General features: G+C 46.8%; 22 protein-coding genes. 19 read left to right on the top strand and 3 right to left on the bottom strand.

Translation table 11 applies throughout. From position 1 onward, the window contains the following. Positions 1-2 precede the first annotated feature (2 nt). Both ASG33_RS14945 and ASG33_RS14950 read right to left on the bottom strand, forming a co-directional pair. Positions 3-1,532, bottom strand: a complete 1,530-nt coding sequence (locus ASG33_RS14945) for an NAD(P)/FAD-dependent oxidoreductase (RefSeq protein WP_056286870.1) — start codon at positions 1,530-1,532, stop codon at positions 3-5. A 38-nt stretch (positions 1,533-1,570) separates the two neighbouring features. Further along, the gene (locus ASG33_RS14950) at positions 1,571-5,416 is read right to left on the bottom strand and encodes a 1-acyl-sn-glycerol-3-phosphate acyltransferase (RefSeq protein WP_056286872.1); all 3,846 of its coding nucleotides are present in this window, start codon (positions 5,414-5,416) and stop codon (positions 1,571-1,573) included. A gap of 146 nt (positions 5,417-5,562) precedes the next feature. On the opposite strand from ASG33_RS14950, the gene hutH reads away from it, so the two are divergent. The 19 genes from hutH to ASG33_RS15045 all read left to right on the top strand — a co-directional run bounded on the left by hutH (position 5,563) and on the right by ASG33_RS15045 (position 21,586). Then, positions 5,563-7,092, top strand: coding sequence for a histidine ammonia-lyase (gene hutH, locus ASG33_RS14955; protein ID WP_056286875.1), 1,530 nt, complete (start codon positions 5,563-5,565; stop codon positions 7,090-7,092). Further along, positions 7,089-7,820: a 3-oxoacyl-ACP reductase FabG gene (gene fabG, locus ASG33_RS14960; protein WP_056286877.1), complete on the top strand. Its 732-nt coding sequence runs from the start codon at positions 7,089-7,091 to the stop codon at positions 7,818-7,820. The genes hutH and fabG overlap by 4 nt, the downstream gene beginning before the upstream one ends. A gap of 3 nt (positions 7,821-7,823) precedes the next feature. Beyond that, a complete protein-coding gene (locus ASG33_RS14965) occupies positions 7,824-9,041 on the top strand; it encodes a beta-ketoacyl synthase (protein ID WP_056286880.1) in 1,218 nt (405 codons plus the stop codon). Positions 9,042-9,238: 197 nt separating this feature from the next. Next, on the top strand, positions 9,239-9,505 hold the full coding sequence (locus ASG33_RS14970) for an acyl carrier protein (protein ID WP_082489239.1): 267 nt from the start codon (positions 9,239-9,241) through the stop codon (positions 9,503-9,505). Further along, a complete protein-coding gene (locus ASG33_RS14975; protein ID WP_056286883.1) occupies positions 9,506-10,375 on the top strand; it encodes a lipid A biosynthesis acyltransferase in 870 nt (289 codons plus the stop codon). After that, on the top strand, positions 10,372-10,791 hold the full coding sequence (locus ASG33_RS14980; RefSeq protein ID WP_056286886.1) for a hypothetical protein: 420 nt from the start codon (positions 10,372-10,374) through the stop codon (positions 10,789-10,791). The genes ASG33_RS14975 and ASG33_RS14980 overlap by 4 nt, the downstream gene beginning before the upstream one ends. A 17-nt stretch (positions 10,792-10,808) precedes the next feature. After that, positions 10,809-11,222, top strand: a complete 414-nt coding sequence (locus ASG33_RS14985; RefSeq protein ID WP_056286888.1) for a thioesterase family protein — start codon at positions 10,809-10,811, stop codon at positions 11,220-11,222. 26 nt (positions 11,223-11,248) lie between these two features. Beyond that, entirely contained in the window at positions 11,249-12,331 is a 1,083-nt protein-coding gene (locus tag ASG33_RS14990) for a beta-ketoacyl synthase N-terminal-like domain-containing protein (protein ID WP_056286891.1), read from the top strand. After that, the gene (locus ASG33_RS14995; protein WP_056286894.1) at positions 12,328-12,939 is read left to right on the top strand and encodes a hypothetical protein; all 612 of its coding nucleotides are present in this window, start codon (positions 12,328-12,330) and stop codon (positions 12,937-12,939) included. The genes ASG33_RS14990 and ASG33_RS14995 overlap by 4 nt, the downstream gene beginning before the upstream one ends. A 42-nt stretch (positions 12,940-12,981) precedes the next feature. Then, complete coding sequence (locus tag ASG33_RS15000) at positions 12,982-13,239, top strand: phosphopantetheine-binding protein (protein ID WP_056286897.1); 258 nt, start codon at positions 12,982-12,984, stop codon at positions 13,237-13,239. 11 nt (positions 13,240-13,250) lie between these two features. Further along, entirely contained in the window at positions 13,251-14,435 is a 1,185-nt protein-coding gene (locus ASG33_RS15005) for a beta-ketoacyl synthase (protein WP_056286901.1), read from the top strand. Between the two features lies 1 nt (position 14,436). Beyond that, positions 14,437-15,414 carry a beta-ketoacyl synthase chain length factor gene (locus ASG33_RS15010; protein ID WP_056286905.1) on the top strand — a complete coding sequence of 326 codons (978 nt, stop codon included), beginning with the start codon at positions 14,437-14,439 and terminating at the stop codon, positions 15,412-15,414. After that, the gene (locus ASG33_RS15015; RefSeq protein ID WP_056286907.1) at positions 15,404-16,168 is read left to right on the top strand and encodes a polysaccharide deacetylase family protein; all 765 of its coding nucleotides are present in this window, start codon (positions 15,404-15,406) and stop codon (positions 16,166-16,168) included. The genes ASG33_RS15010 and ASG33_RS15015 overlap by 11 nt, the downstream gene beginning before the upstream one ends. After that, positions 16,161-16,793 (top strand): outer membrane lipoprotein carrier protein LolA, encoded by a 633-nt coding sequence (locus ASG33_RS15020; protein WP_056286910.1) that lies wholly within the window; start codon positions 16,161-16,163, stop codon positions 16,791-16,793. Before ASG33_RS15015 ends, ASG33_RS15020 begins: the two co-directional genes overlap by 8 nt. A 15-nt stretch (positions 16,794-16,808) precedes the next feature. After that, positions 16,809-17,162 carry a hypothetical protein gene (locus tag ASG33_RS15025; protein ID WP_056286914.1) on the top strand — a complete coding sequence of 118 codons (354 nt, stop codon included), beginning with the start codon at positions 16,809-16,811 and terminating at the stop codon, positions 17,160-17,162. 64 nt (positions 17,163-17,226) lie between these two features. Further along, positions 17,227-18,408, top strand: coding sequence for a DUF2062 domain-containing protein (locus ASG33_RS15030; protein ID WP_056286917.1), 1,182 nt, complete (start codon positions 17,227-17,229; stop codon positions 18,406-18,408). 181 nt (positions 18,409-18,589) lie between these two features. Further along, the gene (locus ASG33_RS15035; protein ID WP_056286920.1) at positions 18,590-20,821 is read left to right on the top strand and encodes a sodium-translocating pyrophosphatase; all 2,232 of its coding nucleotides are present in this window, start codon (positions 18,590-18,592) and stop codon (positions 20,819-20,821) included. Positions 20,822-20,950: 129 nt separating this feature from the next. Beyond that, complete coding sequence (locus ASG33_RS15040) at positions 20,951-21,163, top strand: hypothetical protein (RefSeq protein ID WP_056286923.1); 213 nt, start codon at positions 20,951-20,953, stop codon at positions 21,161-21,163. A gap of 81 nt (positions 21,164-21,244) precedes the next feature. Further along, on the top strand, positions 21,245-21,586 hold the full coding sequence (locus ASG33_RS15045; RefSeq protein WP_056286925.1) for a hypothetical protein: 342 nt from the start codon (positions 21,245-21,247) through the stop codon (positions 21,584-21,586). A 68-nt stretch (positions 21,587-21,654) separates the two neighbouring features. On the opposite strand, the gene ASG33_RS15050 is transcribed toward ASG33_RS15045, so the two are convergent. Next, positions 21,655-22,512: a dienelactone hydrolase family protein gene (locus ASG33_RS15050; protein ID WP_056286928.1), complete on the bottom strand. Its 858-nt coding sequence runs from the start codon at positions 22,510-22,512 to the stop codon at positions 21,655-21,657. Positions 22,513-22,605 lie beyond the last annotated feature (93 nt).

Consider the following 22,605-nt stretch of genomic DNA (forward strand, 5'->3'; position numbering starts at 1 on the left):
GATCACGCGTTTTTTACTTTTTGAATGAGTTTTTCTTTATCTACAAATGGGAAGCAGGTTATAAATGCACTTACAGTAACCCCCAGTATCCCGTGCAATGAAATGTTCTGGCCCGTCAGGTGCAGGTTTGGTATTTTGGTTTTTGTATTGATCTGTGTTCTGGCTGGTGAAACGGAATCTTTCATAATACCGTACATAGATCCGTCTTTATTGCCGATATAATCGCGGAAAGTGAGCGGAGTAGCGCTGTGCACTGCTTTAATCTTGCTTTTTATCCCCGGAAAAACCGACTCAATCTTATTAACTACCTGCTCCTCCTTCTGCCTTTTGAATGCTTTATATTCCTCGTCACGCTGCCCCGGCTCCGCGATGGTACTGAACGTTTCCTCCCACTTCGCAGTTTCCGAAGCCCGCATGTAGGTCATGATTGACATGGAATCTGCGTACTCGCCTGTTTTGGAGATATAGGGCGTACAGATAAAGCTTGTTTGCGGCCAGTTCTCTTGTTCGTAGTCCACTGTATCCCAAACGTTATCGGTATCGTGAAAATAAATATTGTGGTTGAGGTATTTAAATGATTTTTCGTGAAAGGTAACGTGGACCAGAAAAGTAGATACTGTATTTTCAAGTCCCTGGATCCTGTTTTTATAAATATTCAGAAAGCGATCTTCTCCGAAAATGTCAATGGTAACCGCAGGATGTACGTTGGAAATGAACTGTTTACCTCTTACTACCTCGCCGTTTTCAAGCACCACCTCTTTCACCAGTCCATTCTCGTGGTAATTGGCAGAAACTGCTTTTTTATGTTTTACAATCAGCCCGCCGCGCTGCCTGATCGCCCGGCTGAACTGAATCGCTATCTGTGATCCGCCATCTATAAATTTGTAAGCGCCTGATAAGTAGCTCTTCATAATCAGCGCATGCACGTAAAATGGCGTTTTGCGGCGCGATCCGGCATAAAGCAGGTTGGAGCCTGCAAGCACGTTCCTTAACCTGACATTGTCCGTCAAAGAAGCAATGTAATCGTGCGCATTGATGGTCAGCATTTCACTTTCCATGTAATAACCTTCCGTGGAAGTTTCCAGGTTATAAAGCGGAAATTTGCTGCATACTTCAAGAATTTTCTCACAATAAGTATTGATTGCCTCTGCCTCGTCGGGAAAATAAGAGATCAGTTTGGCCGCGAATGCTTCGAAACCCTGTGCATAAGCGTATTCTGATCCATCTTCAAACCTGATCACGTCAAACTCTTCGTCCAGCCGCTTCATTTTCAACTGGTCAAAAATGCCAAAGTATTTGAAAAACTGATAGAGGTTTTCGCCTTTGTCCAGACTCCCCACATAATGCACACCGGTGTCGAAAATGCTCTTGCCGCGACTATAAACCTGCAAATGCCCGCCAATCTGATGGTTTTTTTCGAGTACAATCACGCTGTAATTTTCCATTGCGAGAATGAGCGCGCAGGCCAGGCCACCGAGCCCGCTTCCGACAATTACGAAATCGTATTCTTTTTCAAAAGGTGCAGCTTGCATTATACAGCCTGGGAAATGTTTGATTGAAGGATTTGCTACTATAAAGTGTCTCCTGCTTTTCGAAGGATGAAAAGGACATTGGACGTTTTTTTCGAATGCTCCTTTAACTCGTAGTGAAGATGGTGACGGCGCGCGAAGTCGACAATATCCCGAGACGAAAAGAAGTGAAATTCCTCTTCCTTTTTATTAAACGAGAAAATGCCGGTCGACAAAGCTTCGGTTTTTTTTGTGTTTTCAAAACGGCCGCTGAGATCAGTGATACCATCGCGAATAAATATAATTCCGCCAGGATTTAATGCGGCAGCGCATCTGTCGAGCAGCTTTCGCTGTTTTTCTTTCGACAGATAATGTAGTATATCGTTCAGGAAAATCACGTCTTGCTCCTCCTGGCGGGCTTCCATTACATCCATCTGTTCAAAATGCAACTGGTCAGACTTCCGGTAGCTATTTTCCGCAATCCGGATCTTTTCTTCATCATAGTCAATTCCCCTGATCGTCCTTTCCGCATTTTTGTAATGAAGATAAAAAGACAAATATCCATATCCGCAACCCAGGTCCAGTATCTTCTTTCGCGCACCGATCAGCTCATTATAGCTGGCGAAATTCCGGCTTTCAAGTCTCCATTTCACTTTGAAATACCATTCAAGCACCGGCCCTTTGAAAACGTAATTGGTGAAAATCTTGTGTTTCAGGTAGCTGGTATCCTCCATTTCATCTGTATAAGCCGCAAACTGTGCCCGGAAATACGCGGACATATTCTTGGTACTGTCTCTGAGCTGGCCGCCTAGCAACGGATCCGACTGCGGAATGCGCGGCAGTACACGTACGTTCAGCGCGCCTGGCCGGATCAAAAAGTCGTTTTTAGGAAGTACATCGTGCGCGCCGTGGATCAGAATGGGTTGAATGTCAAGACCGAGCTGCGAGGCCAGATGGAATGCGCCTTTGTGAAATCGTGCAATTTCACCATCCTCCGAGCGAGTGCCTTCCGGGAAAATCAGCAGGGAATATCCTTCTGCCACCAACTCTCTGACTTTTTCAATATTCTGCTCGGCTCCATCGTCGGTGTATACATAGCCTGCATACCGGATAATGGGACCGAAAAAAGGAGATTTGTATACCCAGCCTTTGACCATCAACACGATTTTCCGGTGCAGCATAATAGCCAGCAGAATATCGAGGAAAGAGGTATGGTTGGCAATGAAGATCACAGGCTTATCCATCTGCAGATTTTCAAGTCCTGAAAACCGCTTCTTCACATGTGGCCCCGAGTAAATGACCGATTTGGCAAACCACGAGAGCGAACTGTTGATCATTGCGCGCTTCCTGCTTTTTGAAACCGGTAAAATCAGGATCGTGAGCAGTTTGGAATGCAGGAAAAGACAGCCGGAAAGAAAGTATGTAAAGCTTGAAATACTGATCAGGAAGGGCAGCATCGTCACAGGCGCCTTCTTTCTGGCAATCCTGTTTTGTACAAAAAAATCGAAAAGAATGGGTTGGAAAGCAAATGAGATAAAGAGAATGCAAACAATACCCAAAACGCTGATTACTGCAATGGAATGAATGGCGGGATGTTTGGCAAAAATCAGCACGCCAGTACCGATAATGGTGGTGGTGGCCGAAAGGATAATGGCAGACTGGTAGGAGTGCAGCGTGTCTTTCTTGTATTTATACCTGCTTAGCAACCCATCAGTCACGAAAATGCTGAAATCATCTCCGAGCCCGAAAATGAATGTGGTAACAATGACATTGACGAAGTTGAATTTGATTCCAAAAATCGCAGCAATGCCCAGTATCCAGATCCAGCTGATTACCATGGGGAGAAAGGAAAGCAGGGTGAGTTCAATTCTTCCGTAAACTACCAGGAGCGTCAGGAAAACAATGGATGCCGATATCAGGAGCAGGTAATTGAAATCGTCTTTGACCATCGACAACATTTCACCCGCCATTTCACCCCGATCGAACAAGGCCGCCTGAGGAATCTGGCGGAGCTCGCTTTTGACCGCATCCAGGTTGGTTTGAGGCGCTACTACAGTGGAGATGTAGGTCGTTTTGCCGGCTGTTCTTTCCACCAGATTGTCTATACCCAGCTCTGCGAAAAGCGTATCCTGTGAAACGGAATGTTCATATTGTCCCGCGACCCAGTTTTTGAAATCATTAAAGGCAAATGCATTGAAACCGTTTCTGGCGCCTGCCTTATCCATGACGTCAAATGCACTTTCTTTTCGTCCCAGGTCCCAGTACTCGTGCCACTTTCTGGTTCGCTGAAACTGGATATCCCGCGGTACCAGCAGCGAGCCCGGGCTTGCAAAGCTGGTAATGCTGCCCTGCTTGCGCAATGCGGCGAGTTTTTGGTAGACTTTATAATTGATGTTTTCTGCAACCTGGCGGCTGGTGTCGGAAGCAAAAACATAGATCCGCTTCTGCTTTTTGGGATCAATGCCGGTCAGCGACTGCTCGCGTGATGAAAGGTCTTCATTTTGCAGGCTGAGGTTATCAAACCCGCTGTCAAACTCAGTAAACTGGGCGAAGTATAAGAAGACGAAAGTGAGGACCCCTATAATCCCCAGCAATCCTAAGCGCCATTTTGCCGGGATAGCAGGCAGGTGGACAGACTGCCGCTCGGCCGGCAGTTTCTTGTAATCAAAACGTGTGGATTCGAGAATGACCGGCAATGCAATCAATGTAAAAAGCGCCGCGCCTAGCAATCCCAGCGAAGAAAAAAGACCGAAATCCTGTAAAACGGCCGAGTTGGCGAAATGCAGCGCACTGAATGCCATCACCGTTGTGAAGCTGCCAGTTAGCAATGGAGCGCTCACTTCTTTCACGGCGGTCGCAATGGAACCGGTATGCCGGAGGTGCGTAAAGAAGTGAAAAGCATAATCGAGCAGGATACCGAAAATCACTGCTCCGGTAGCCAGCGAAATACCCGATACTTCCGGGCGCAGGTAGCCGATCGTGCCTAATGCAAACAATGCACCGAATAAACCTGGCAGCAGCATAAAAACAGGTGTAAGCAGCTTCCGGTAATAAACGATCAACAGTAGGAGAATGCAGCCCAGCGCAATGAACGAGGTGTAATAGGTATCCTGTTTGACCTGGATTGCATTCCTGGCCGAGATTTCGAATGTGCCAAAGTAGCTGAGCCGGTTGTGCCTGTAGCGGTTGTTCCACTTTTCCCTGATCTGCTCGGTAAGTTCAAATAATGCTACATTCTTATCGGAATTACCCGAGTCGTAAGCTGTTGATGCAAAGACCAGTATGCTTTTCCGATTTGCCGAAAACATGATCCCGTCTTCTATCAGGAGGTTGCCTGCATTGTTGTTTGCATTAAGCTCACTGAAGTATTTGCCGGTGATACCCAGGGGATCGTTGAGGATAAACCTTTTCAGGAAAGAACCGCCGGGCGTAAGCAGCTGCCTGTAAGTTGCTGCCACTGCTGTCCTGATCGAATCGGGCTTTAATCTTGACTCAATGTGATTGTAATAAGGGGCATCAATCAGCTCCGGAAAGTGGGTGTATACATATTGATACAAATCCTCCTGCACATTGGGCCGCTCGATCTGGATGTTGCGGATATAACCGCTGGTGTGCCTGGTAAGTGAATCGGAAAGCTCTTCTGCGATCAGACGCGCGGTTTCGGTATCTGTATCCGCCGGAATATCAATGGAGAACACGATCTGATTGATGATGTTCTTGCTTTCGACGAGCCGGTTGAATTCTTCGAAACTTTTACCTTTTGGCAATGCAGCAAAAATGCTTTCGGTAACCTGCAGCCGGAAGATACCCGCAAACAGAAAACAGGAAAGCAGTATTAAGCTGAAATAGAATGCTGTTTTGTGACCGGAAAGGAATTTATTTAGTCTTAAAAGTAAATCTCCGATCATCGGCGGGGAAAGCGTGAGTGTCAGACAAAATTAATGAAATGTACAAATCCGGCAACTTCCGGCAAGCCGGTGCTGCTGACTGAGTGGTTTGCCAAAGCCGCAAAAAAAGGTTTATTTTACACAATATTCAATTACTCTATCTTTAAATGAATCGTATTTCATTAGCTCAGATCGAGCAATATGCTTTTGAAAAAAAGGAATTTATTCTCGCTGACGACATTCTTAATCAAGTATCGAAATCCTTTGCCTTTTTAACGAATTTCTCCAAAGATAAAATTATATACGGCATCAATACCGGGTTCGGCCCAATGGCGCAGTACCGGATTGAGACCGACAAGCTTAGCAACCTTCAATATAACCTGATCCGCAGCCATTCCAGCGGGATTGGAAAGCCACTTTCCGAGGTTTACGCACGCAGTGTGATGGTGGCGCGCCTAAACTCATTTTTGCAGGCCAACTCCGGCGTAAGCACTGCAGTAATAAAGCAGCTGGTTGCTTTCTTGAACAATGGGATTGTACCCGAAATCTTCGAACATGGCAGTGTGGGCGCAAGCGGCGACCTGGTGCAATTGTCGCATTTGGGACTTAACCTGATCGGCGAGGGCTGTGTTTATGACAATGGTGTCAGGAAGCAAACTGCCGAGGTACTTGCCGCTAAAGAAATCGCGCCGCTTCAAATGGAATTACGCGACGGATTGGGATTGATCAATGGTACTTCCTGCATGACAGGTATGGCGGCAATCAACCTGATTTATGCCAAGAGGCTTTTGCAATGGGCGATCGCCGCTTCTTCCATGCTCAACGAAGTGATAGAAGCATTTGACGATTCCTTTTCCAAAGAACTCAATGCGGTTAAACATCATAAGGGACAGCAGCTGATCGCGCAGCAAATGCGGGATTTTGTGGCGGGAAGTAAAATGATTCGCAGCCGCGAAGAGCTTTTCAAGGATGATACCGCAATGCAGCGGAAAGAATTTGAAAGGAAAATTCAGGAATACTATTCCATTCGCTGCGTTCCGCAAATATTGGGACCGATACTCGACACGATCCATTATGCACAGGAAGTAGTTGAAAATGAGCTCAACTCTACCAACGATAATCCGATCGTAAGTCCGGAAGATGACAATGTATTTCACGGAGGTAATTTCCACGGCGACTATATTTCGCTCGAAATGGACAAAGTGAAAATCGTACTGACGAAGCTTTCTATGTTGATGGAAAGACAGCTCAACTTCCTGATGAACAGCAAGCTGAATGGAAAATTCCCGCCGTTTTTGAATGCAGGTACCTGGGGGCTGAACTTCGGGTTCCAGGGTGTGCAGTTTACCGCTACTTCAACAACCGCTGAAAACCAGGCACTTTCCAGCTCGGTATATGTTCACAGCATTCCGAATAATAATGACAATCAGGATATTGTGAGTATGGGTACCAACAGCGCCGTCATCGCAAAGCAGGTGCTGGAAAACTCATTTCAGGTAATGTCCATTCATATTATGGCCATTTGCCAGGCGATTGATCTGCTGGAACCAGACGAAAAAGAGCGGCTGTCGCCTAATGCGAAGTCTATTTACAGTCAGATCCGCCAATATGCTCATTTCGTGAAAGACGATCTGCCGCAGTCAGAAAGTATAGCCGCAGTTTTTGAATATATCAAAGAAACCCCTTTTAAGTTATGAGCTGTGCTTTGGTAACAGGAGCTTCCAGAGGACTCGGAAGGGCAATTGCGGTACAACTGGCGAAAGACCACGGCTTGCACATTCTCGTGAACTATGCTTCCAATGAGGCGGCAGCGAGGGAAGCACTTGCAGAAATAGAAGAAAATGGCGGTACAGGCGAGCTGATGCAGTTTAATGTGCAGACAAAATCAGAAGTGGATACTGCCCTGAATGCCTGGAAAGAAAAGAACGAAGACAAGACGATCAGCGTGTTGGTGAACAATGCAGGCATTACCCGCGACGGTTTGTTTATGTGGATGCCAGAGCAGGATTGGGACGATGTGCTGAATATATCGACCAAAGGTTTATTCAATGTAACCCAGAATGCAATCCAGCAGATGCTGCGCAAAAGATCGGGCAGGATCGTCAATATTGCCTCGGTTTCGGGGATGAAAGGGGTTGCCGGACAAACCAATTACTCGGCGGCGAAAGGCGCTGTTATCTCGGCGACGAAGGCGCTGGCGCAGGAAGTTGCAAAGCGTAAGATCACCGTGAATGCAGTTGCGCCCGGTTTTATCACCAGCGATATGACCAAGGATTTAAATGAAGCTGAATTGAAACAAATGATCCCGATGAACCGTTTTGGTACGGCTGCCGAAGTAGCGCACCTGGTTAGTTTCCTTGTTTCCGACAAAGCTGCCTACATTACCGGCGAGGTCATTAATATCAACGGAGGAATTTATTCGTAACAAATGAGTCGCAGAGTTGTTATCACCGGAATTGGAATTTACTCCTGCCTCGGCCAGAATCTGGAAGAGGTAGCTAAATCGCTGTATGCCGGTAAAAGCGGGATTGTATTTGATCAGGTGAGAAAAGATTTCGGCTTTCGCTCGGCGTTGACGGGTATGGTAGAGGAGCCTGAACTGAAAAACTATCTTTCGAGAAGACAACGTTTGGGAATGCACCAGCCGGCTATCTATGCATATATGGCGACGCGCGAGGCACTCGAATTTTCGGGACTCGACATTGATTATCTTGATAAAACAGAAACCGGAATAATCTACGGAAACGATAGTACTGCGGCCTCTGTCGTAGAGGCGGTGGATAAAGCCAAGGAAAAGCGAGATACCACATTGATCGGGAGCGGTGCGATTTTCCAGAATATGAACAGTACCGTGAATATGAACCTTTCGACGATTTTCAAGCTGAAAGGGATCAATTTCACACTCAGCGCGGCTTGTGCCTCGGGATCGCATTCGATCGGAATGGGATACCTGATGATTGCCCAGGGACTACAGGAGCGCATTATCTGCGGTGGCGCACAGGAAATCAATGCGGCTGCGATGGCGAGCTTCGATGGACTGGGTACATTCTCCGTGCGTGAAGCTGAGCCGGCCAGGGCTTCCCGGCCATTTGACAGGGATCGCGACGGATTGATCCCCAGCGGCGGCGCAGCAACGGTAATCCTCGAATCCTATGAATCTGCAGTGGAACGCGGCGCACCTATTCTGGGTGAGCTCATTGGATACGGGTTTTCTTCAAACGGGGATCATATTTCCAACCCAAGTATTGACGGACAAATCAGGTCGCTTCAAATGGCTTTGAGACAGGCAGGTATCACAACCAGCCAGGTTGACTATATCAATGCACACGCCACATCTACACCTGTTGGTGACGGCAGCGAGGCGCGTGCCATTTACGAGGTTTTTGGCGGCGATGTGCCTGTAAGTTCCACCAAATCCATGACGGGCCACGAATGCTGGATGGCAGGATCAAGCGAGATCGTGTACTCGCTGCTGATGATGCAGAACGGATTTATTGCCCCGAACATCAATTTTGAGAACCCCGATGAAGACTCTCAAAAAATCAATGTGATCGCTGAAACCAGAGAACAGAATATCGACTGTTTTCTCTCTAATTCATTCGGTTTCGGCGGAACAAACTCTACGCTGATCATCAGGAAAATCTAGACAGCCGTAATCGTGCGCAGTTAAATACTTCGTAAACGGCCGCTTCTTAATGCCTGAAATTTTGTAATTTTGTTCTCCTCCAAATCTCTGAACGGACCTTTTCGAATGGACTTCGCTCTCTTTGTGCCAGCCTTCGGATGTATTTAAAAGTGTAAGGATTTTCAAACTATCAGTGAGAATAAATTAATTTTACTGCTATGCATGCTAACGAAGTAAAAATGAGTTGGGAAGAAATAGTTGAAGAAACCAGGGATTTTTTGTCAACGGAATTCGAGGTGGACAGGAGTGAAATCATTCCTGAAAACAGTCTGAAAGATACACTCGACCTGGATAGCCTTGACTATGTGGACCTTGTCGTGCTGATCGAGGAAAATCTCAATGTGAAGCTTACAGGGGAGGACTTCAAGGAAATCGTGACCTTTGGCGATTTTTATAGATTAGTGCGCAAGAAACTTGCTTTGTAAATGAGCCGTTGGGACGGTAAGACCAAAGGATCTTTAACAGGGTACAAGATTTTTCTCTTTTTCATTAATTCCCTGGGGCTGAACTTTGCTTACCTCTTGCTGCGAGTAGTTACGTTTTATTACTATTTGTTTGCAGCCAAACCCAGACGTGCGCTCCTCGATTTTTATCAAAATACCCTTCATGTTTCGGAGCGGGCTGCCAAGAAGCTCGTCCGTGCCAACTTTTACATCTTCGGACAAACGCTGGTAGACCGCGCTGCTTTTCTGCTGGGAAAGACCGAACAATTCACGCATACTTTCGAGAATGAGCAGTACCTGATCGACATCCGCGAAATGGGTCAAGGCGGGATATTGCTCAGCGCCCACCTGGGTAACTGGGAAACGGCAGGTAACCTGCTGAAAGGCAGGGTTACGCCGACTATCAATATTGTAATGCTTGATGCCGAAGTTGAGAGTATTAAGCAGTATATGGACCTTTCTACAGGAGGTTCGCGGTTCAATGTGATTGCAATCAAGGACGATCTCTCGCACGTTATTGCTATCCGGAACGCATTGGTTAACAACGAATTTGTTGCTATACATTCAGACCGTTACCTGGAAGGTTCGAAATTCATTGAAATGAATTTTTTAGGTAAAAAGGCGCGGTTTCCGTTTGGTCCGTTTGTCATTGCCTCCAAATTTCAGGCGCCGGTAACCTTTGTTTTTGCTGCCAAAAACGGTAAGTACAGCTACCATCTGAGTGCGACTGCACCGATCACCGATAAGATGAAACCGGAAGCAATTGCGCAGCTGTATGTAGCTGAGCTGGAAAAAAAGGTCCGCCAGTACCCGGAACAATGGTTTAACTACTTCAACTTCTTCGCCGAATGATCGTTTCGAGAGAATCTGTCACAGCTTACATTCCACACCGCGCGCCATTTATTATGGTAGACAATCTGCTTCATGCTACCCAGGAATTATTTGAAACAGACTTCTTCATTGAAAGCAGTAATATGCTGGTGGAAGAAGGTTTTTTCCAGGCAAGCGGGTTGATAGAAAATATTGCGCAAACGTGCGCGCTTTCATTCGGATATCTGGGCAGGCAGGAGGGGGGAGAGGCTAAAATCGGCTTTATAGGCGCAGTCAGCAAGCTGGAAGTTTTCGAGCTGCCACCCGCTTCCACGACCATCCGGACGCGCGTTTCACCCTTGCACCAACTTGGAAATATTTACCTGGTGAAAGGTGAAAGTTTCCTGGAAGGACGTATATTGCTGGGTTGTGAGATGAAAATTGTTGTTGCGGAATAACCCCTAAAAAGTACAGAATGATTGCTTCGGAAATCGAAATAGACATACGGTTCAGCGAAACCGACGCAATGGGCGTAGTTTGGCATGGTAACTACCTTAAATTTTTTGAAGACGGCAGAGAGGCATTTGGTAAGACTTACGGATTAGAATACCTGACCATTTTTAATAAAGGTTATTTTACACCGATCGTTAAATCCGAAATAGACCACAAAGCGCCGGTATACTACGGACAAGCCATCAAAGTTGTAACCAGATATGTGCCTGTCAAGTCGGCCAAAATCCAGTTTGAATATGAAGTGATCAACTTGACAACTGGGGAATTGTGCGCGATAGGCAAAACCATGCAGGTTTTTCTGGACAAGGAAACGCGTACGCTGGAATTGATCACGCCCGCATTCTACCAGGAATGGAAAGTAAAAAACCAGGTTTAGCCTGATTTTCAAAAAGTAACATCAGAATGATTTATATCGGGGCTGAGTTAATGATTACGCCTCTGGGCGACACGACGGAGCAAAACTGGAGCGGATTAATGGAAAACAGATCGGGCATCTCGCTGGTAGCAGGTGCTGGTTTTTCAGGTGAAAGCATCCATTTGGCCAAAATGCATTCACTTTCAGTCGAAAATAGATTTGAAAAGCTTGTTACGGACAGTCTCACTGCTATTTCCCACAAAATTGATCCCGCCATTCTTTCCTCGGACCGAACCCTTGTACTTATAAGTTCGACCAAAGGTGCATTGGATGTCAATGTGAAGGATCAGTTTGCGTCCGTAATGGAGGCAATGCGCGTACGGTTTTCGCTGGTCAATGTGCCTGTTGTTGTTTCAAATGCATGCATTTCGGGAGTACTGGCGATTAATGCGGCTAGTAATTTTATTAAGTCAAATCTGTATGATCACGCCGTTGTTATTGGCTGTGATGTGCTTTCGGACTTTGTTATAAACGGGTTTCAGTCGCTTTTCGCGGCAAGTGACCAGCCTTGTGCTCCGTTCGACGTGGCCCGGAACGGGATTACGCTGGGCGAGGGTTGCAGTGCTGTCGTTCTTTCCCGATCGAGTACCATTTTTTATGAAGCGCCGCTTGAACTTCTGACCGGCGCAAGCGCCAACGATGCTAACCACATTTCGGGCCCGTCGCGGACTGGTGAAGGCTTGTACAGGAGTGTGAAAAAGACGCTCGCCAATAATCAGGTACAACCCGGCGATATCGATTTTATCTCGGCGCATGGGACTGCGACGGTATTCAACGACGAGATGGAATCCATTGCATTCGACAGGCTGGATATGAGCAATGTTCCTTTAAATAGTTTCAAAGGATATTTCGGACATACTTTGGGTGCAGCCGGCGTTATTGAAACCGCAGCCTCCATGCAGATGATCAGAAATGGAGCGCTCATTAAAAGCCTGGGTTTTCGCAATGCGGGTACCTCAAAGCCGCTCCATGTGGTTTTGGAAAATGAAAAGAAAGAATTGAGAACAATATTGAAAACTGCATCCGGTTTTGGCGGCGGAAATGCCTCTTTGATCATCCGAAAAATATGAAGCGTATTACAGCATATTGCCGGCTAAAAGAGGATTATTGTGCAGTAAATGGCGCCGAGGTGGCGCGCAGGGACTTAGCATCGTCCGATTCCTGGTTCAAGCAGATTTACAAGGAGCAGGGATTCGTCTACCCCAAATTCTATAAAATGGACTCGCTCTCACAGGCGGGTTACCTGGCTTCCGAGCTGATCAAGCGTGCTAATCCGGACTTTGCAACGAATTACGAAGACGATGAAATTGCATTGGTTTTCGCGAATAGCGTGTCCAGCACTGATACGGACTTGCGTTTTATTAAGTCTTACGAAGGAAGCGATTCACCAAGTCCGTCTGTGTTTGTTTATACCTTGCCCAACATTGTTTTGGGTGAAATAGCCATTTTGAACAAATGGTACGGCGAAAATATGTTTGCTGTTTTACCTAAATTCGCTCCCGGATTCTTCCTCAATTATTTGCAGGTAATAGGATCAACAGGCGCGAAGGCCGCACTTTGCGGGTGGCTGGAAGTTCTGGAAGGCAGTATCGACGTGTTACTTTTTCTCGTTGAGGAAAGCGGAACGGACAGCCTGGAACTGAATGCAGAAAACCTGTTAAACCTGTCGCTGACATAATTTTCCAACAAACTAAAATTCACACTCAATATTTATAAGGCAATGGACACGCTCAAAGAAGACCTTAAAAAACAGATCATAGAACAGCTTAACCTCGAAGATATCACGCCTGCGGACATTGCCGACGATAGCCTGCTCTTCAACGACGAAGGACTCGGACTCGATTCTATCGACGCGCTCGAACTAATCGTTCTGCTCGAAAAATACCATGGTATCCAGGTTACCAAGCCCGAGGAAGGCAAAGAAGCATTCAAGTCTGTCAACACAATGGCGGAATACATCCGCAAACGCAAAAGCTGATCGAACAATCAATGGGAGTCCGGATCACAGGTATCGGTGTTGTTTCTGCAATTGGATTAACGGTTGAAGAAAACCTGCGTGCATTGAAAGAGGGAAAATCGGGAATTGGTAAAATGGCTTTTCTGAAAGAAAATTCGGAATTGCTGGTGGGAGAGGCCAAGATTTCAAATGAAGACCTGAAAGCTGCATTGCATATTGGTACCAGGTATGTGTCCCGTACTTCACTGCTTGGGCTGCTGGCAGCACGCGAGGCCTGGGGTAAAAACAGGTTGTCAAAATCCTTGCGGACAGGCATTATCTCGGCTACTTCGGTAGGCGGAATGGACCGCAGCGAACATTTTTACAAAGATTATCTCGCAAAGGAAAATCCGGATTTCCGGTTGCTCAAAACACACGACAGCGGATCAACAACTGAGCGGATCGCCGCTGAGCTGGGTATTAAAGATTACGTTAATACTTTGTCAACTGCCTGCTCGTCAGGTGCCAATGCGATCATGCTCGGTGCCAGGCTGCTCCTGCAAAACAGACTGGATCGGGTGCTGGTAGGCGGCTCGGATGCATTGGCGAGCTTTACCATCGATGGTTTCCGGTCGCTGATGATTTATGACGATCAATGGTGCCGCCCTTTCGATGAATCGAGAAGTGGATTGAACCTGGGTGAAGGCGCTGGTTTTTTGTTGCTGGAAAATGAAAAAAGCATTGAATTCTCAGGAAACGCGACGATCGCCTATCTAAGCGGCTGGGCGAATGCGGCAGATGCATATCACCAGACCGCCTCTTCGCCGGAAGGAAAAGGTGCTACCCTGGCGATAGCGCAGGCTTTGAAGAAATCCGGTTTGAATACTTCCGGGATCACATATGTAAATGCGCATGGTACCGGCACCAAAAACAATGATTTATCAGAATCTGTCGCTTTGAAGAATGTCTTTGCAGACCAGGTTCCCGCATTCAGTTCAACAAAGGCATTTACAGGTCACACGCTTGCCGCCGCCGGCGCGATTGAGGCTGTTTTTTCAGTTTTATCCATTCAGAATAACCTCATTTACCCAAACCTGAATTTCAAAAACAGCATCGAAGAGACCGGATTAGAGCCGGTCACAACGTTGCAAACCGACCGGGAAGTGCGGGCTGTGTTGTCCAATTCCTTTGGTTTTGGCGGTAATAATTCATCTCTGGTCTTTTCAGATCGTGCTTAATATGGAAAAAAGCGTGTACTATATTTCAGCCGCCTCCACGATTTCGCACCAGCCTACCTTTGGAAATGCAGGATTTTCGAAGTCGATCTGTGCGTTGGAAGCGGATTCCTCTTTGATAACTCCTGACTTCAAGGCGTTTATTGATGCGGGTTTGCTTCGCCGCATGAGCAAGATCCTGCGTATGTCTGTGGCTTGTGCGAAGGATTGCCTTGCGCAGTCGCACTTGGAACAGCCGGATGCGATCATTGTTGGAACGGGTCTGGGCTGCCTGCACGACACTGAAAAATTCCTCAATACCTCATTAACCGTTGAGGGATTGCTGCCGCCCACTTCTTTTATCCAGTCGACGCACAATACAATGGCCGGCCAGATTTCGCTGAGCATCAGCAATCACGGCTACAATATGACCCACACGCAGAACACGCTCTCTTTCGAGCATGCATTGCTGGACGCGATGATGCTTTTGGATGACGGAGAAGCCAGCATATTGGTGGGAGCGGCGGATGAATACATTGAGATATTGACGGAAATAGCGGGCGAACTGAACGTGCGTCCTGCGCGTCAGCTTACTTCTGCGGCATCATTTTTTATTGTTTCCAATGCACCCGAAAGCGACACGGTTGCCTGTGTAAAAGATTGCTGGCCTATTGCATTCCCGGAAAGCAAGACTTCGGCGATCAACGATTTCTTGCAAAGGAATGAACTGAATGCAGCTGAGGTTGACTATGTCTTGTTTGCGTCGCTGCTGCCGGAACAGTCCGGAGAGTTGGTGGACTTATTTACTTCGGCTGGTATGAGCGGAGAGCGATGCATTGACTATCTGGCATTTTCGGGCATTTACCCAACTGCCGCTGCTTTTGGAATGCACTACGCGGCAGATCTGATGCGAACTGATAGATCGATTCGGAATATACTCATCGTAAATGCATTGAGAAGTGAGAACCTGGGATTAACATTGATACAATCAGTTGAAGCATAACATCGTCACATTCACATCTATTACTGTGTTTGCATTGAGCGGGATCATCTTTTGGGAGACCGGCTTTGCATGGTTAGTCTTTGTGGCTATTGTGGTGGCTTACCTCGCAATTACCGCTTACGGATCTTTTAAAATCCAGTCCAACTACTTTTTCAAGTCCATTAACCAAGGCAGGAAAAAGGCTATCTCGCTTACATTCGACGATGGTCCGGACCCTGATACGACACCGCGTATCCTGGAAGCTTTAAGAGAAAAGAATGTGAAAGCAGCATTTTTTGTAATTGGCAAAAAGGCTGCAAAATACCCGGAACTGCTTCGTCAAATTGAAAGTGAGGGACATATTATCGGCAACCATACTTATAGCCACAGTTATTTCCTCGGGTTTTTCCCGGGGACAAAATTGAAACACGACATTGAAAAATGCAGTGAGGCGATTTTGTCTGCCATAGGAAAGTCGCCCGTGTTTTTCAGACCGCCATTTGGCGTCACAAACCCCATTTATGCGAAGGTATTGAAAGAGCTGCGGCTGCATTCAATAGGCTGGTCGCTGCGGAGCCTGGATACGCGCGCTACCAATAAGTACCAGATTATCAACAAGATCATAGCCCGGCTAAAAACGAGGGATATAGTGTTGCTGCACGACAACCTGCGCGTTACTGCCGATTCTGTTGAAGATGTGATCGAGCATTGTCTGCAAAAGGGGATCAAGATTATACCTCTCTCCCAACTCATTGAAAAAGAAGCTTATGAATAAATTCAGGTTCGTTTTGTGCTTGTTCTGCATTGGGGCTACACATGTTTTGCACGCACAAACTTTCAAGCCGGTGGCTGATCAGGAAAAAGTCCTGACTGAGTTGCGTAAAACTTCACAAGCTACGACATCCATTCAGGCAGCATTCACAGAAGAAAAATTCCTGGCAGTTCTCAAAGAGCCCGAGCGTTCCTCAGGTTTGTTCTATTTTCAGCAAAAAGACAAAATGCGCTGGGAACAGAAGACTCCTTCTAAATACGTCATATTAATTAACGGTGATAAGCTGCGCATCCAGGAAGGCGGAAAAGAGAAGAATGTGGGCCAGGCGGGCAGAATGGCTTCGCAGATTAAAGAGCTTATGATAGGGCTTGTTAACGGCGATTTCCAGCAGAACAAAGCGTTTTCCATTGCTTGTCTGGGGAATGAAGATCAGTACCAGATCGTGCTGACCCCCATTAACCGGCGGCTTAAAAATATTTATTCAAAAATCACGATGGTTTTTCCCAAAAGCTCCCTCAGGGTGAAAGAATTGACGTTTTTTGAAAAGGGAGGTGACAAAAGCGTGATGAAATTTTCATCTGAGAAATTCAATCAGTCGATTAACGATAGTCTCTTCCAAAATTTATAAGTATACTTGAACAGGATGCAGCAAGGAATTTACCATATCGGGGCACTCGAACAAACAGACGGTGGCGTAAATGGGGCAGTGACAATCGATCCAGCACACGCACTTTTTAGCGGACATTTTCCAGGTGCGCCGGTGGTACCGGGGGTGATTCAGCTGGAAATGGTGCAGGAGACACTGGCGCAGCATACAGGCAGAAAGGTGAAGTTAAAAACGCTGAGAACCTGTAAGTTTCTGGAAGTACTCGATCCATCAATGCATACAGAACTGACGGTTTCTATCAAATACAAGATGCAGGATACGCTGGATATTATCGCTTCCGGGGAAAGTGGCGGTTCAGTTTTTTTCAAGCTGCAAGCAACATTCATCTGAGTTATTTACTCTCTTTTTTGACTCAACGGACATAAAGAAATTTTTTATCAGTCCCGTAACTAAAATGACTCTTTCGGAGATCAAGTGCTGCATTATCATTCCTACTTACAACAATCAGAACACATTACGGAGGGTTATCGATTCTGTGCTTCTTTACGCGGACGGGCAGACGGTGATTGTGGTCAACGATGGTTCCACGGATGATACCAAGTACATACTGTCCTCGTACGGCGTTAAACTGCGTGTTTTAAACAATTTCAAAAATTTCGGAAAGGGCTACTCGCTCAGGCGGGCTTTTCAGGAGGCCATTCTGCTGGGTTACCAGAATGCAATCACGCTCGACTCGGACGGTCAGCATCTCGCGAGCGACATACCTGCTTTCATCGAAGCCGCGCATTTAAACCCGGGTGCACTGATCATGGGATCAAGGAATATGGAGCAGGAGGGGGTGCCGGGCAAAAGCTCGTTTGGCAACAAATTTTCCAATTTCTGGTTCAAGTTTGAAACCGGGATCACGCTTCCCGATACACAAACGGGTTTCAGGCTGTACCCATTGCAGCCGCTTGAATCCATGAAGCTTTTCACGCGGAAATTTGAAACCGAGATAGAAGTGATCGTGAAAATGGCCTGGCGTGATGTACCCATTGTTCCTATTAACATACAGGTTATTTATGATAAGAATGAGCGGGTTACGCATTTTCGTCCGTTCCGCGACTTCACCCGCATTAGTATTCTTAATACGTGGCTTGTAATACTTACCCTGCTTTACTATCTGCCCAAACGGCTGATCCTGCAAGTGAGGCGGAAAGGTTTGTGGAACCTGATCAAACAGGAAGCTGTCAAGCCGGGCGAATCCAATTTTGACAAGGCCAGATCCATTGGTTTCGGCTTTTTTATGGGAATTCTACCAGTCTGGGGTTTTCAGCTGCTGATCGGGATCCCGCTTTCGATTTTCTTTCGGATGAACAAAGTCCTTTTCCTCACTGCCGCCCATATCAGTATTCCTCCATTTATTCCATTCATCATCTTCGCCAGCTACCAATTCGGCGGTTTGTTCTACGAGAAAGGTGTGGAAATCAGTTCTTTCGATAACTTGACGCTCGAATCCATTCACCTCAATCTTGTGCAATACATGTTGGGAGGAACAATGCTCGCGATAGCTGCCGGTTTGGCGGGGTTCCTGGGCAGTCTGCTTCTTCTCGCAATCTTCCGTCCGGCAGGCTCAAAGGCGCTGGAGACTAATTAGTTAGGTCGGGTTTTGTTGTAAAATGCTTCAATTTCTGAGGCATTCCCATTGAGCTATGTTCATTAAATTTTTATAAAATCTATAAGAATTAACCAAAAAGCGGGTTTTTGGATTTTGTTATGAGGTCTCATTTTCTATATTTACGGAATTGTAAACATTTTAACAATAAATTGGATATAGCATGAGTGTCATTACCTATTTAGTACCGGTTCTCGGTCTTGTTGGCCTGCTGGTTATGTTCTTCAAAAGAGGCTGGGTTGTCCGACAGGATGGTGGAAGTCCTGAAATGAAAGAGATAGCGGATGCTATCGCAGATGGCGCCCTTGCCTTCCTGAAAGCCGAATGGCGTGTACTCATCGTCTTTGGAATTATAGTTGCAATATTGCTGGGCTACTCGGGTACCCTCGTTGAAAATTCAAGTGCATTTATTGGAATATCGTTTGTAATCGGTGCTTTTGTATCTGCATTTGCAGGGTACATCGGCATGAATATCGCTACAAAATCTAACGTGCGTACCACCCAGGCTGCGCGAACCAGTCTTGCAAAAGCACTGGAAGTTTCATTTACAGGCGGTTCCGTAATGGGGATTGGCGTAGCAAGCCTTGCGGTAATAGGGCTGGGCGGACTCTTTATCATTTTATATTCCGCATTCGTAGGCGACAGCACAGACGTGAATGGGCTGGCAATGGAAAAAGTGCTGGAAGTACTCGCCGGATTTTCGCTTGGTGCTGAATCGATTGCGCTTTTTGCGCGTGTAGGCGGCGGTATTTACACCAAAGCAGCTGACGTGGGTGCCGACCTGGTCGGTAAGGTTGAAGCAGGAATCCCCGAAGACGATCCGCGCAACCCAGCTACTATTGCGGATAACGTTGGTGACAACGTGGGAGACGTAGCCGGAATGGGCGCCGATTTGTTTGGTTCATACGTGGCTACAATTCTGGCAACCATGGTCTTAGGTCGGGAGATTGTCGCTACTTCAACGGATAACTTCGGTGGAATTGCACCGATCCTGCTTCCAATGGTCATCGCTGGAATGGGCTTGATTGCGTCTATCATCGGGATGATGCTTGTGCGTGTTGCTGATGATAATGGCAATGTACAGGCAGCATTAAACCGGGGGAACTGGGGTTCCATTATCCTGGTGCTGGTTGTAAGTTATCCTTTGACGATGTGGATGCTGCCCGAGGGTACGCTCACGATCAGAGGGGTTGATTTTACGGCAATGGACGTTTATTGGGCAATTCTGCTGGGCTCCGTTGTGGGTGCGATTATGTCGATGGTTACTGAGTATTATACTGCAATGGGCAAGCGGCCAGTTCAGTCGATTGTTAACCAGTCTTCTACGGGCCACGCAACCAATATTATTGGTGGTCTCTCAGTAGGAATGGAATCAACCGTAATCCCGACGCTTGTACTGGCAGCGGGTATCTTTATCAGTTATGAATTTGCAGGTCTGTACGGTGTGGCGATCGCCGCGGCAGGTATGATGGCGACAACTGCCATGCAGCTCGCGATCGATGCTTTCGGACCGATCGCCGACAATGCGGGTGGAATTGCCGAAATGGCGCATTTGCCCGAGGAAGTGCGCGGGCGTACAGATGTGCTCGACGCAGTAGGTAACACCACTGCTGCGACCGGAAAAGGTTTTGCAATCGCTTCGGCGGCACTTACTTCCCTGGCGCTTTTTGCTGCGTTCTGCGGTGTGGCGGGGATCAATTCAATTGATATTTATAAAGCCAATGTGCTCGCCGGGCTGTTTGTCGGAGCGATGATACCTTTTATTTTCTCATCGCTCGCCATTGCGGCGGTAGGTCGCGCGGCTATGAAAATGGTGGAAGAAGTACGTCGGCAGTTCCGCGAGATCCCGGGTATTATGGAAGGTACGGCTAAGCCGGAGTACGACAAATGTGTTGCTATCTCCACGCAGGCATCAATCCGTGAAATGGTAGCGCCTGGCCTTATCGCCCTGATTGTGCCTGTACTGGTCGGCTTTCTTTTCGGGCCAGAGGTACTCGGAGGTACATTGGCGGGTGTGACTGTATCGGGCGTATTGATGGGAATTTTTCAAAACAATGCAGGCGGCGCTTGGGATAATGCCAAGAAGTCTTTTGAAAAAGGCGCGGTAATTAACGGACAGACTTACTACAAGAAATCAGAACCGCACAAGGCGGCAGTAACCGGAGATACTGTGGGAGATCCGTTTAAAGATACATCCGGGCCTTCAATGAACATTCTGATCAAGCTGATGTCGATCGTTTCCCTGGTAATCGCGCCGCACATTGCAGTGGAGCACGCGGATATGCATGGAATGAACGAGAAGGCTAAAACCGAAAAGGTAACTACATTCGAAGCAAAAAAGACTGGTAGCGCATCTACCGAGGTATTCGCAGCTGCTTCCAAGGAATTGAAGTAAAGAACAAGCAACTTGACTGCATTGAAGATAAACCCGGCCACAAACGGCCGGGTTTATTCGTTTAGGAGTTGAGAAATACACTTTTTGTTTTCCCAATGTAAAATCCTAAATTGGTGTAAATAGTCTCTTATGGAAACACTAACGATTGAAATAAGTAATCCCGAGGTGAAACGGCTGATCGATGACATGGCGGCGCTGGGATTGATCTCGGTAAAGGAAACAAAACCTTCTTGGAACGAACGATGGAGTAATTTCTCGAATACGCTCCCGAACATCACTGAGATTTCCGAAGAAGACATTTTCAAAGAAATTTCAGAGATCAGAACAGAACGAAGTTTGTGACGCGGGTTGTTCCCGCGGAATGATTTTTGCTCTGTTTCATCGACCCCACTTTCGGGCGATCCATTTGAACAAACTGAAATCATGAAAAAAGTATTTGTATTAGCCGCTTTAATCGCATTCTCATCTGCTGCTTACGCGCAGGATGCAAAAACTAAAACTGAACAAGCTGTCGACAAGACCAAATCTGCCGGACGGAAAGCAGGTAAGGAGATTAAGAAAGACGCAAAAGTTGTGGGCGAGAAAACCAAAGACGGCGCTGAGTACGTTGGTGACAAAACCAAGGAAGGTGCGGAATACGTAGGAGACGGCGTAGAAAAGGGCGCCAAAAAAGCGAAACGTGGAACTGAGAAAGCCTACAATGCCACCAAGGACGAAGCCAAGGAAGTTAAGCGTGACATTAAGAAGAAAACAGACGATAAATAAGTCTGGAAAATTATGAAAATGCCCGCCAGATAGTTGTTATCCGGCGGGCATTTTGTTTGTTCTACGTTTTAAGATAGTTTACTTTTCAGGTAGCTGATCGTCAGCTTGTATGCATCTGCAGTCGCTGCCGGATCATATTTCGCATTGCTTGGGTTCGCAAAGGCGTGCACTGCGTCATACATTTTGATAGTAACCTTTTTGCCGGCAGCTTTCATATCTTCTTCAAACTTGCTTACCATAGCCGGTGAAATGCCCTGATCCTGGCTTCCGAAAATTCCGAGCACGTCCGTATTCAGCTTCTTCAATTTCTCAATATCCGTTTCCGGGCGGCCGTAGTACATCACGCAGCCGACTACTTGCTTGCCACCTTCAATCGCATTCTGCAGCGACAACATTCCACCAAAACACCAGCCGATACTGGCCACTTTTGCATTTGTACCAGCGTAAGTAAGTCCGCCCTTTGTGATCGCCGCCAGCCGCTCGGCAGGTGAGGACTGCATTAGTTTACCCGCTTCTTCACGGGTAGTCGCCACTTTTCCATCATACATATCCAGCGCCAGCACATTTACATCCCCCAGGTCTTTGTACAGTTTGGCTGCTTCCTGCTTGATGTAATCGTTTAATCCCCACCATTCCTGATACACAAACAGCCACTTATCTGACTTTTTCGGGGATTTCAGCAAAAAGCCGCTGGCCGTTTTTCCATCCGGCGTAGCAAACGAAACTGTTTCACCAGCGCCCTGGTAAGTGAAAGCGGCAGGATTTTCGTGTAGCATCTGAAAACTGGGATCTGCTGCAAGCGCAGACATGCTATTACCCGGAATGGCCACTGTGTGACAAACGGGAATGGAATTGACTTTTTCCGCGTGCCGGGGTAGAAATGTTTTCAGCATAAAGAATGTCAGTAATAAGAAGATTGTTCTCATAGGTTGAATGGATTGATTAGTGCAATTGATTTAAATATAAGAAAAATATTGCGCCACGAAGCGCAGCGATATTGTACTATACGCAGATACCGC

Source organism: Dyadobacter sp. Leaf189 (assembly GCF_001424405.1).
In the GTDB taxonomy this organism is placed as follows: domain Bacteria; phylum Bacteroidota; class Bacteroidia; order Cytophagales; family Spirosomataceae; genus Dyadobacter.

Excerpts from the sequence above, each read along its gene's own strand:
- ASG33_RS14945 (WP_056286870.1), bottom strand. The coding sequence starts at position 1,532 with ATGCAAGCTGCACCTTTTGAAAAAGAATACGATTTCGTAATTGTCGGA.
- ASG33_RS14950 (WP_056286872.1), bottom strand. The coding sequence starts at position 5,416 with ATGATCGGAGATTTACTTTTAAGACTAAATAAATTCCTTTCCGGTCAC.
- hutH (WP_056286875.1), top strand. The coding sequence starts at position 5,563 with ATGAATCGTATTTCATTAGCTCAGATCGAGCAATATGCTTTTGAAAAA.
- fabG (WP_056286877.1), top strand. The coding sequence starts at position 7,089 with ATGAGCTGTGCTTTGGTAACAGGAGCTTCCAGAGGACTCGGAAGGGCA.
- ASG33_RS14965 (WP_056286880.1), top strand. The coding sequence starts at position 7,824 with ATGAGTCGCAGAGTTGTTATCACCGGAATTGGAATTTACTCCTGCCTC.
- ASG33_RS14970 (WP_082489239.1), top strand. The coding sequence starts at position 9,239 with ATGCATGCTAACGAAGTAAAAATGAGTTGGGAAGAAATAGTTGAAGAA.
- ASG33_RS14975 (WP_056286883.1), top strand. The coding sequence starts at position 9,506 with ATGAGCCGTTGGGACGGTAAGACCAAAGGATCTTTAACAGGGTACAAG.
- ASG33_RS14980 (WP_056286886.1), top strand. The coding sequence starts at position 10,372 with ATGATCGTTTCGAGAGAATCTGTCACAGCTTACATTCCACACCGCGCG.
- ASG33_RS14985 (WP_056286888.1), top strand. The coding sequence starts at position 10,809 with ATGATTGCTTCGGAAATCGAAATAGACATACGGTTCAGCGAAACCGAC.
- ASG33_RS14990 (WP_056286891.1), top strand. The coding sequence starts at position 11,249 with ATGATTTATATCGGGGCTGAGTTAATGATTACGCCTCTGGGCGACACG.
- ASG33_RS14995 (WP_056286894.1), top strand. The coding sequence starts at position 12,328 with ATGAAGCGTATTACAGCATATTGCCGGCTAAAAGAGGATTATTGTGCA.
- ASG33_RS15000 (WP_056286897.1), top strand. The coding sequence starts at position 12,982 with ATGGACACGCTCAAAGAAGACCTTAAAAAACAGATCATAGAACAGCTT.
- ASG33_RS15005 (WP_056286901.1), top strand. The coding sequence starts at position 13,251 with ATGGGAGTCCGGATCACAGGTATCGGTGTTGTTTCTGCAATTGGATTA.
- ASG33_RS15010 (WP_056286905.1), top strand. The coding sequence starts at position 14,437 with ATGGAAAAAAGCGTGTACTATATTTCAGCCGCCTCCACGATTTCGCAC.
- ASG33_RS15020 (WP_056286910.1), top strand. The coding sequence starts at position 16,161 with ATGAATAAATTCAGGTTCGTTTTGTGCTTGTTCTGCATTGGGGCTACA.
- ASG33_RS15025 (WP_056286914.1), top strand. The coding sequence starts at position 16,809 with ATGCAGCAAGGAATTTACCATATCGGGGCACTCGAACAAACAGACGGT.
- ASG33_RS15030 (WP_056286917.1), top strand. The coding sequence starts at position 17,227 with ATGACTCTTTCGGAGATCAAGTGCTGCATTATCATTCCTACTTACAAC.
- ASG33_RS15035 (WP_056286920.1), top strand. The coding sequence starts at position 18,590 with ATGAGTGTCATTACCTATTTAGTACCGGTTCTCGGTCTTGTTGGCCTG.
- ASG33_RS15040 (WP_056286923.1), top strand. The coding sequence starts at position 20,951 with ATGGAAACACTAACGATTGAAATAAGTAATCCCGAGGTGAAACGGCTG.
- ASG33_RS15045 (WP_056286925.1), top strand. The coding sequence starts at position 21,245 with ATGAAAAAAGTATTTGTATTAGCCGCTTTAATCGCATTCTCATCTGCT.
- ASG33_RS15050 (WP_056286928.1), bottom strand. The coding sequence starts at position 22,512 with ATGAGAACAATCTTCTTATTACTGACATTCTTTATGCTGAAAACATTT.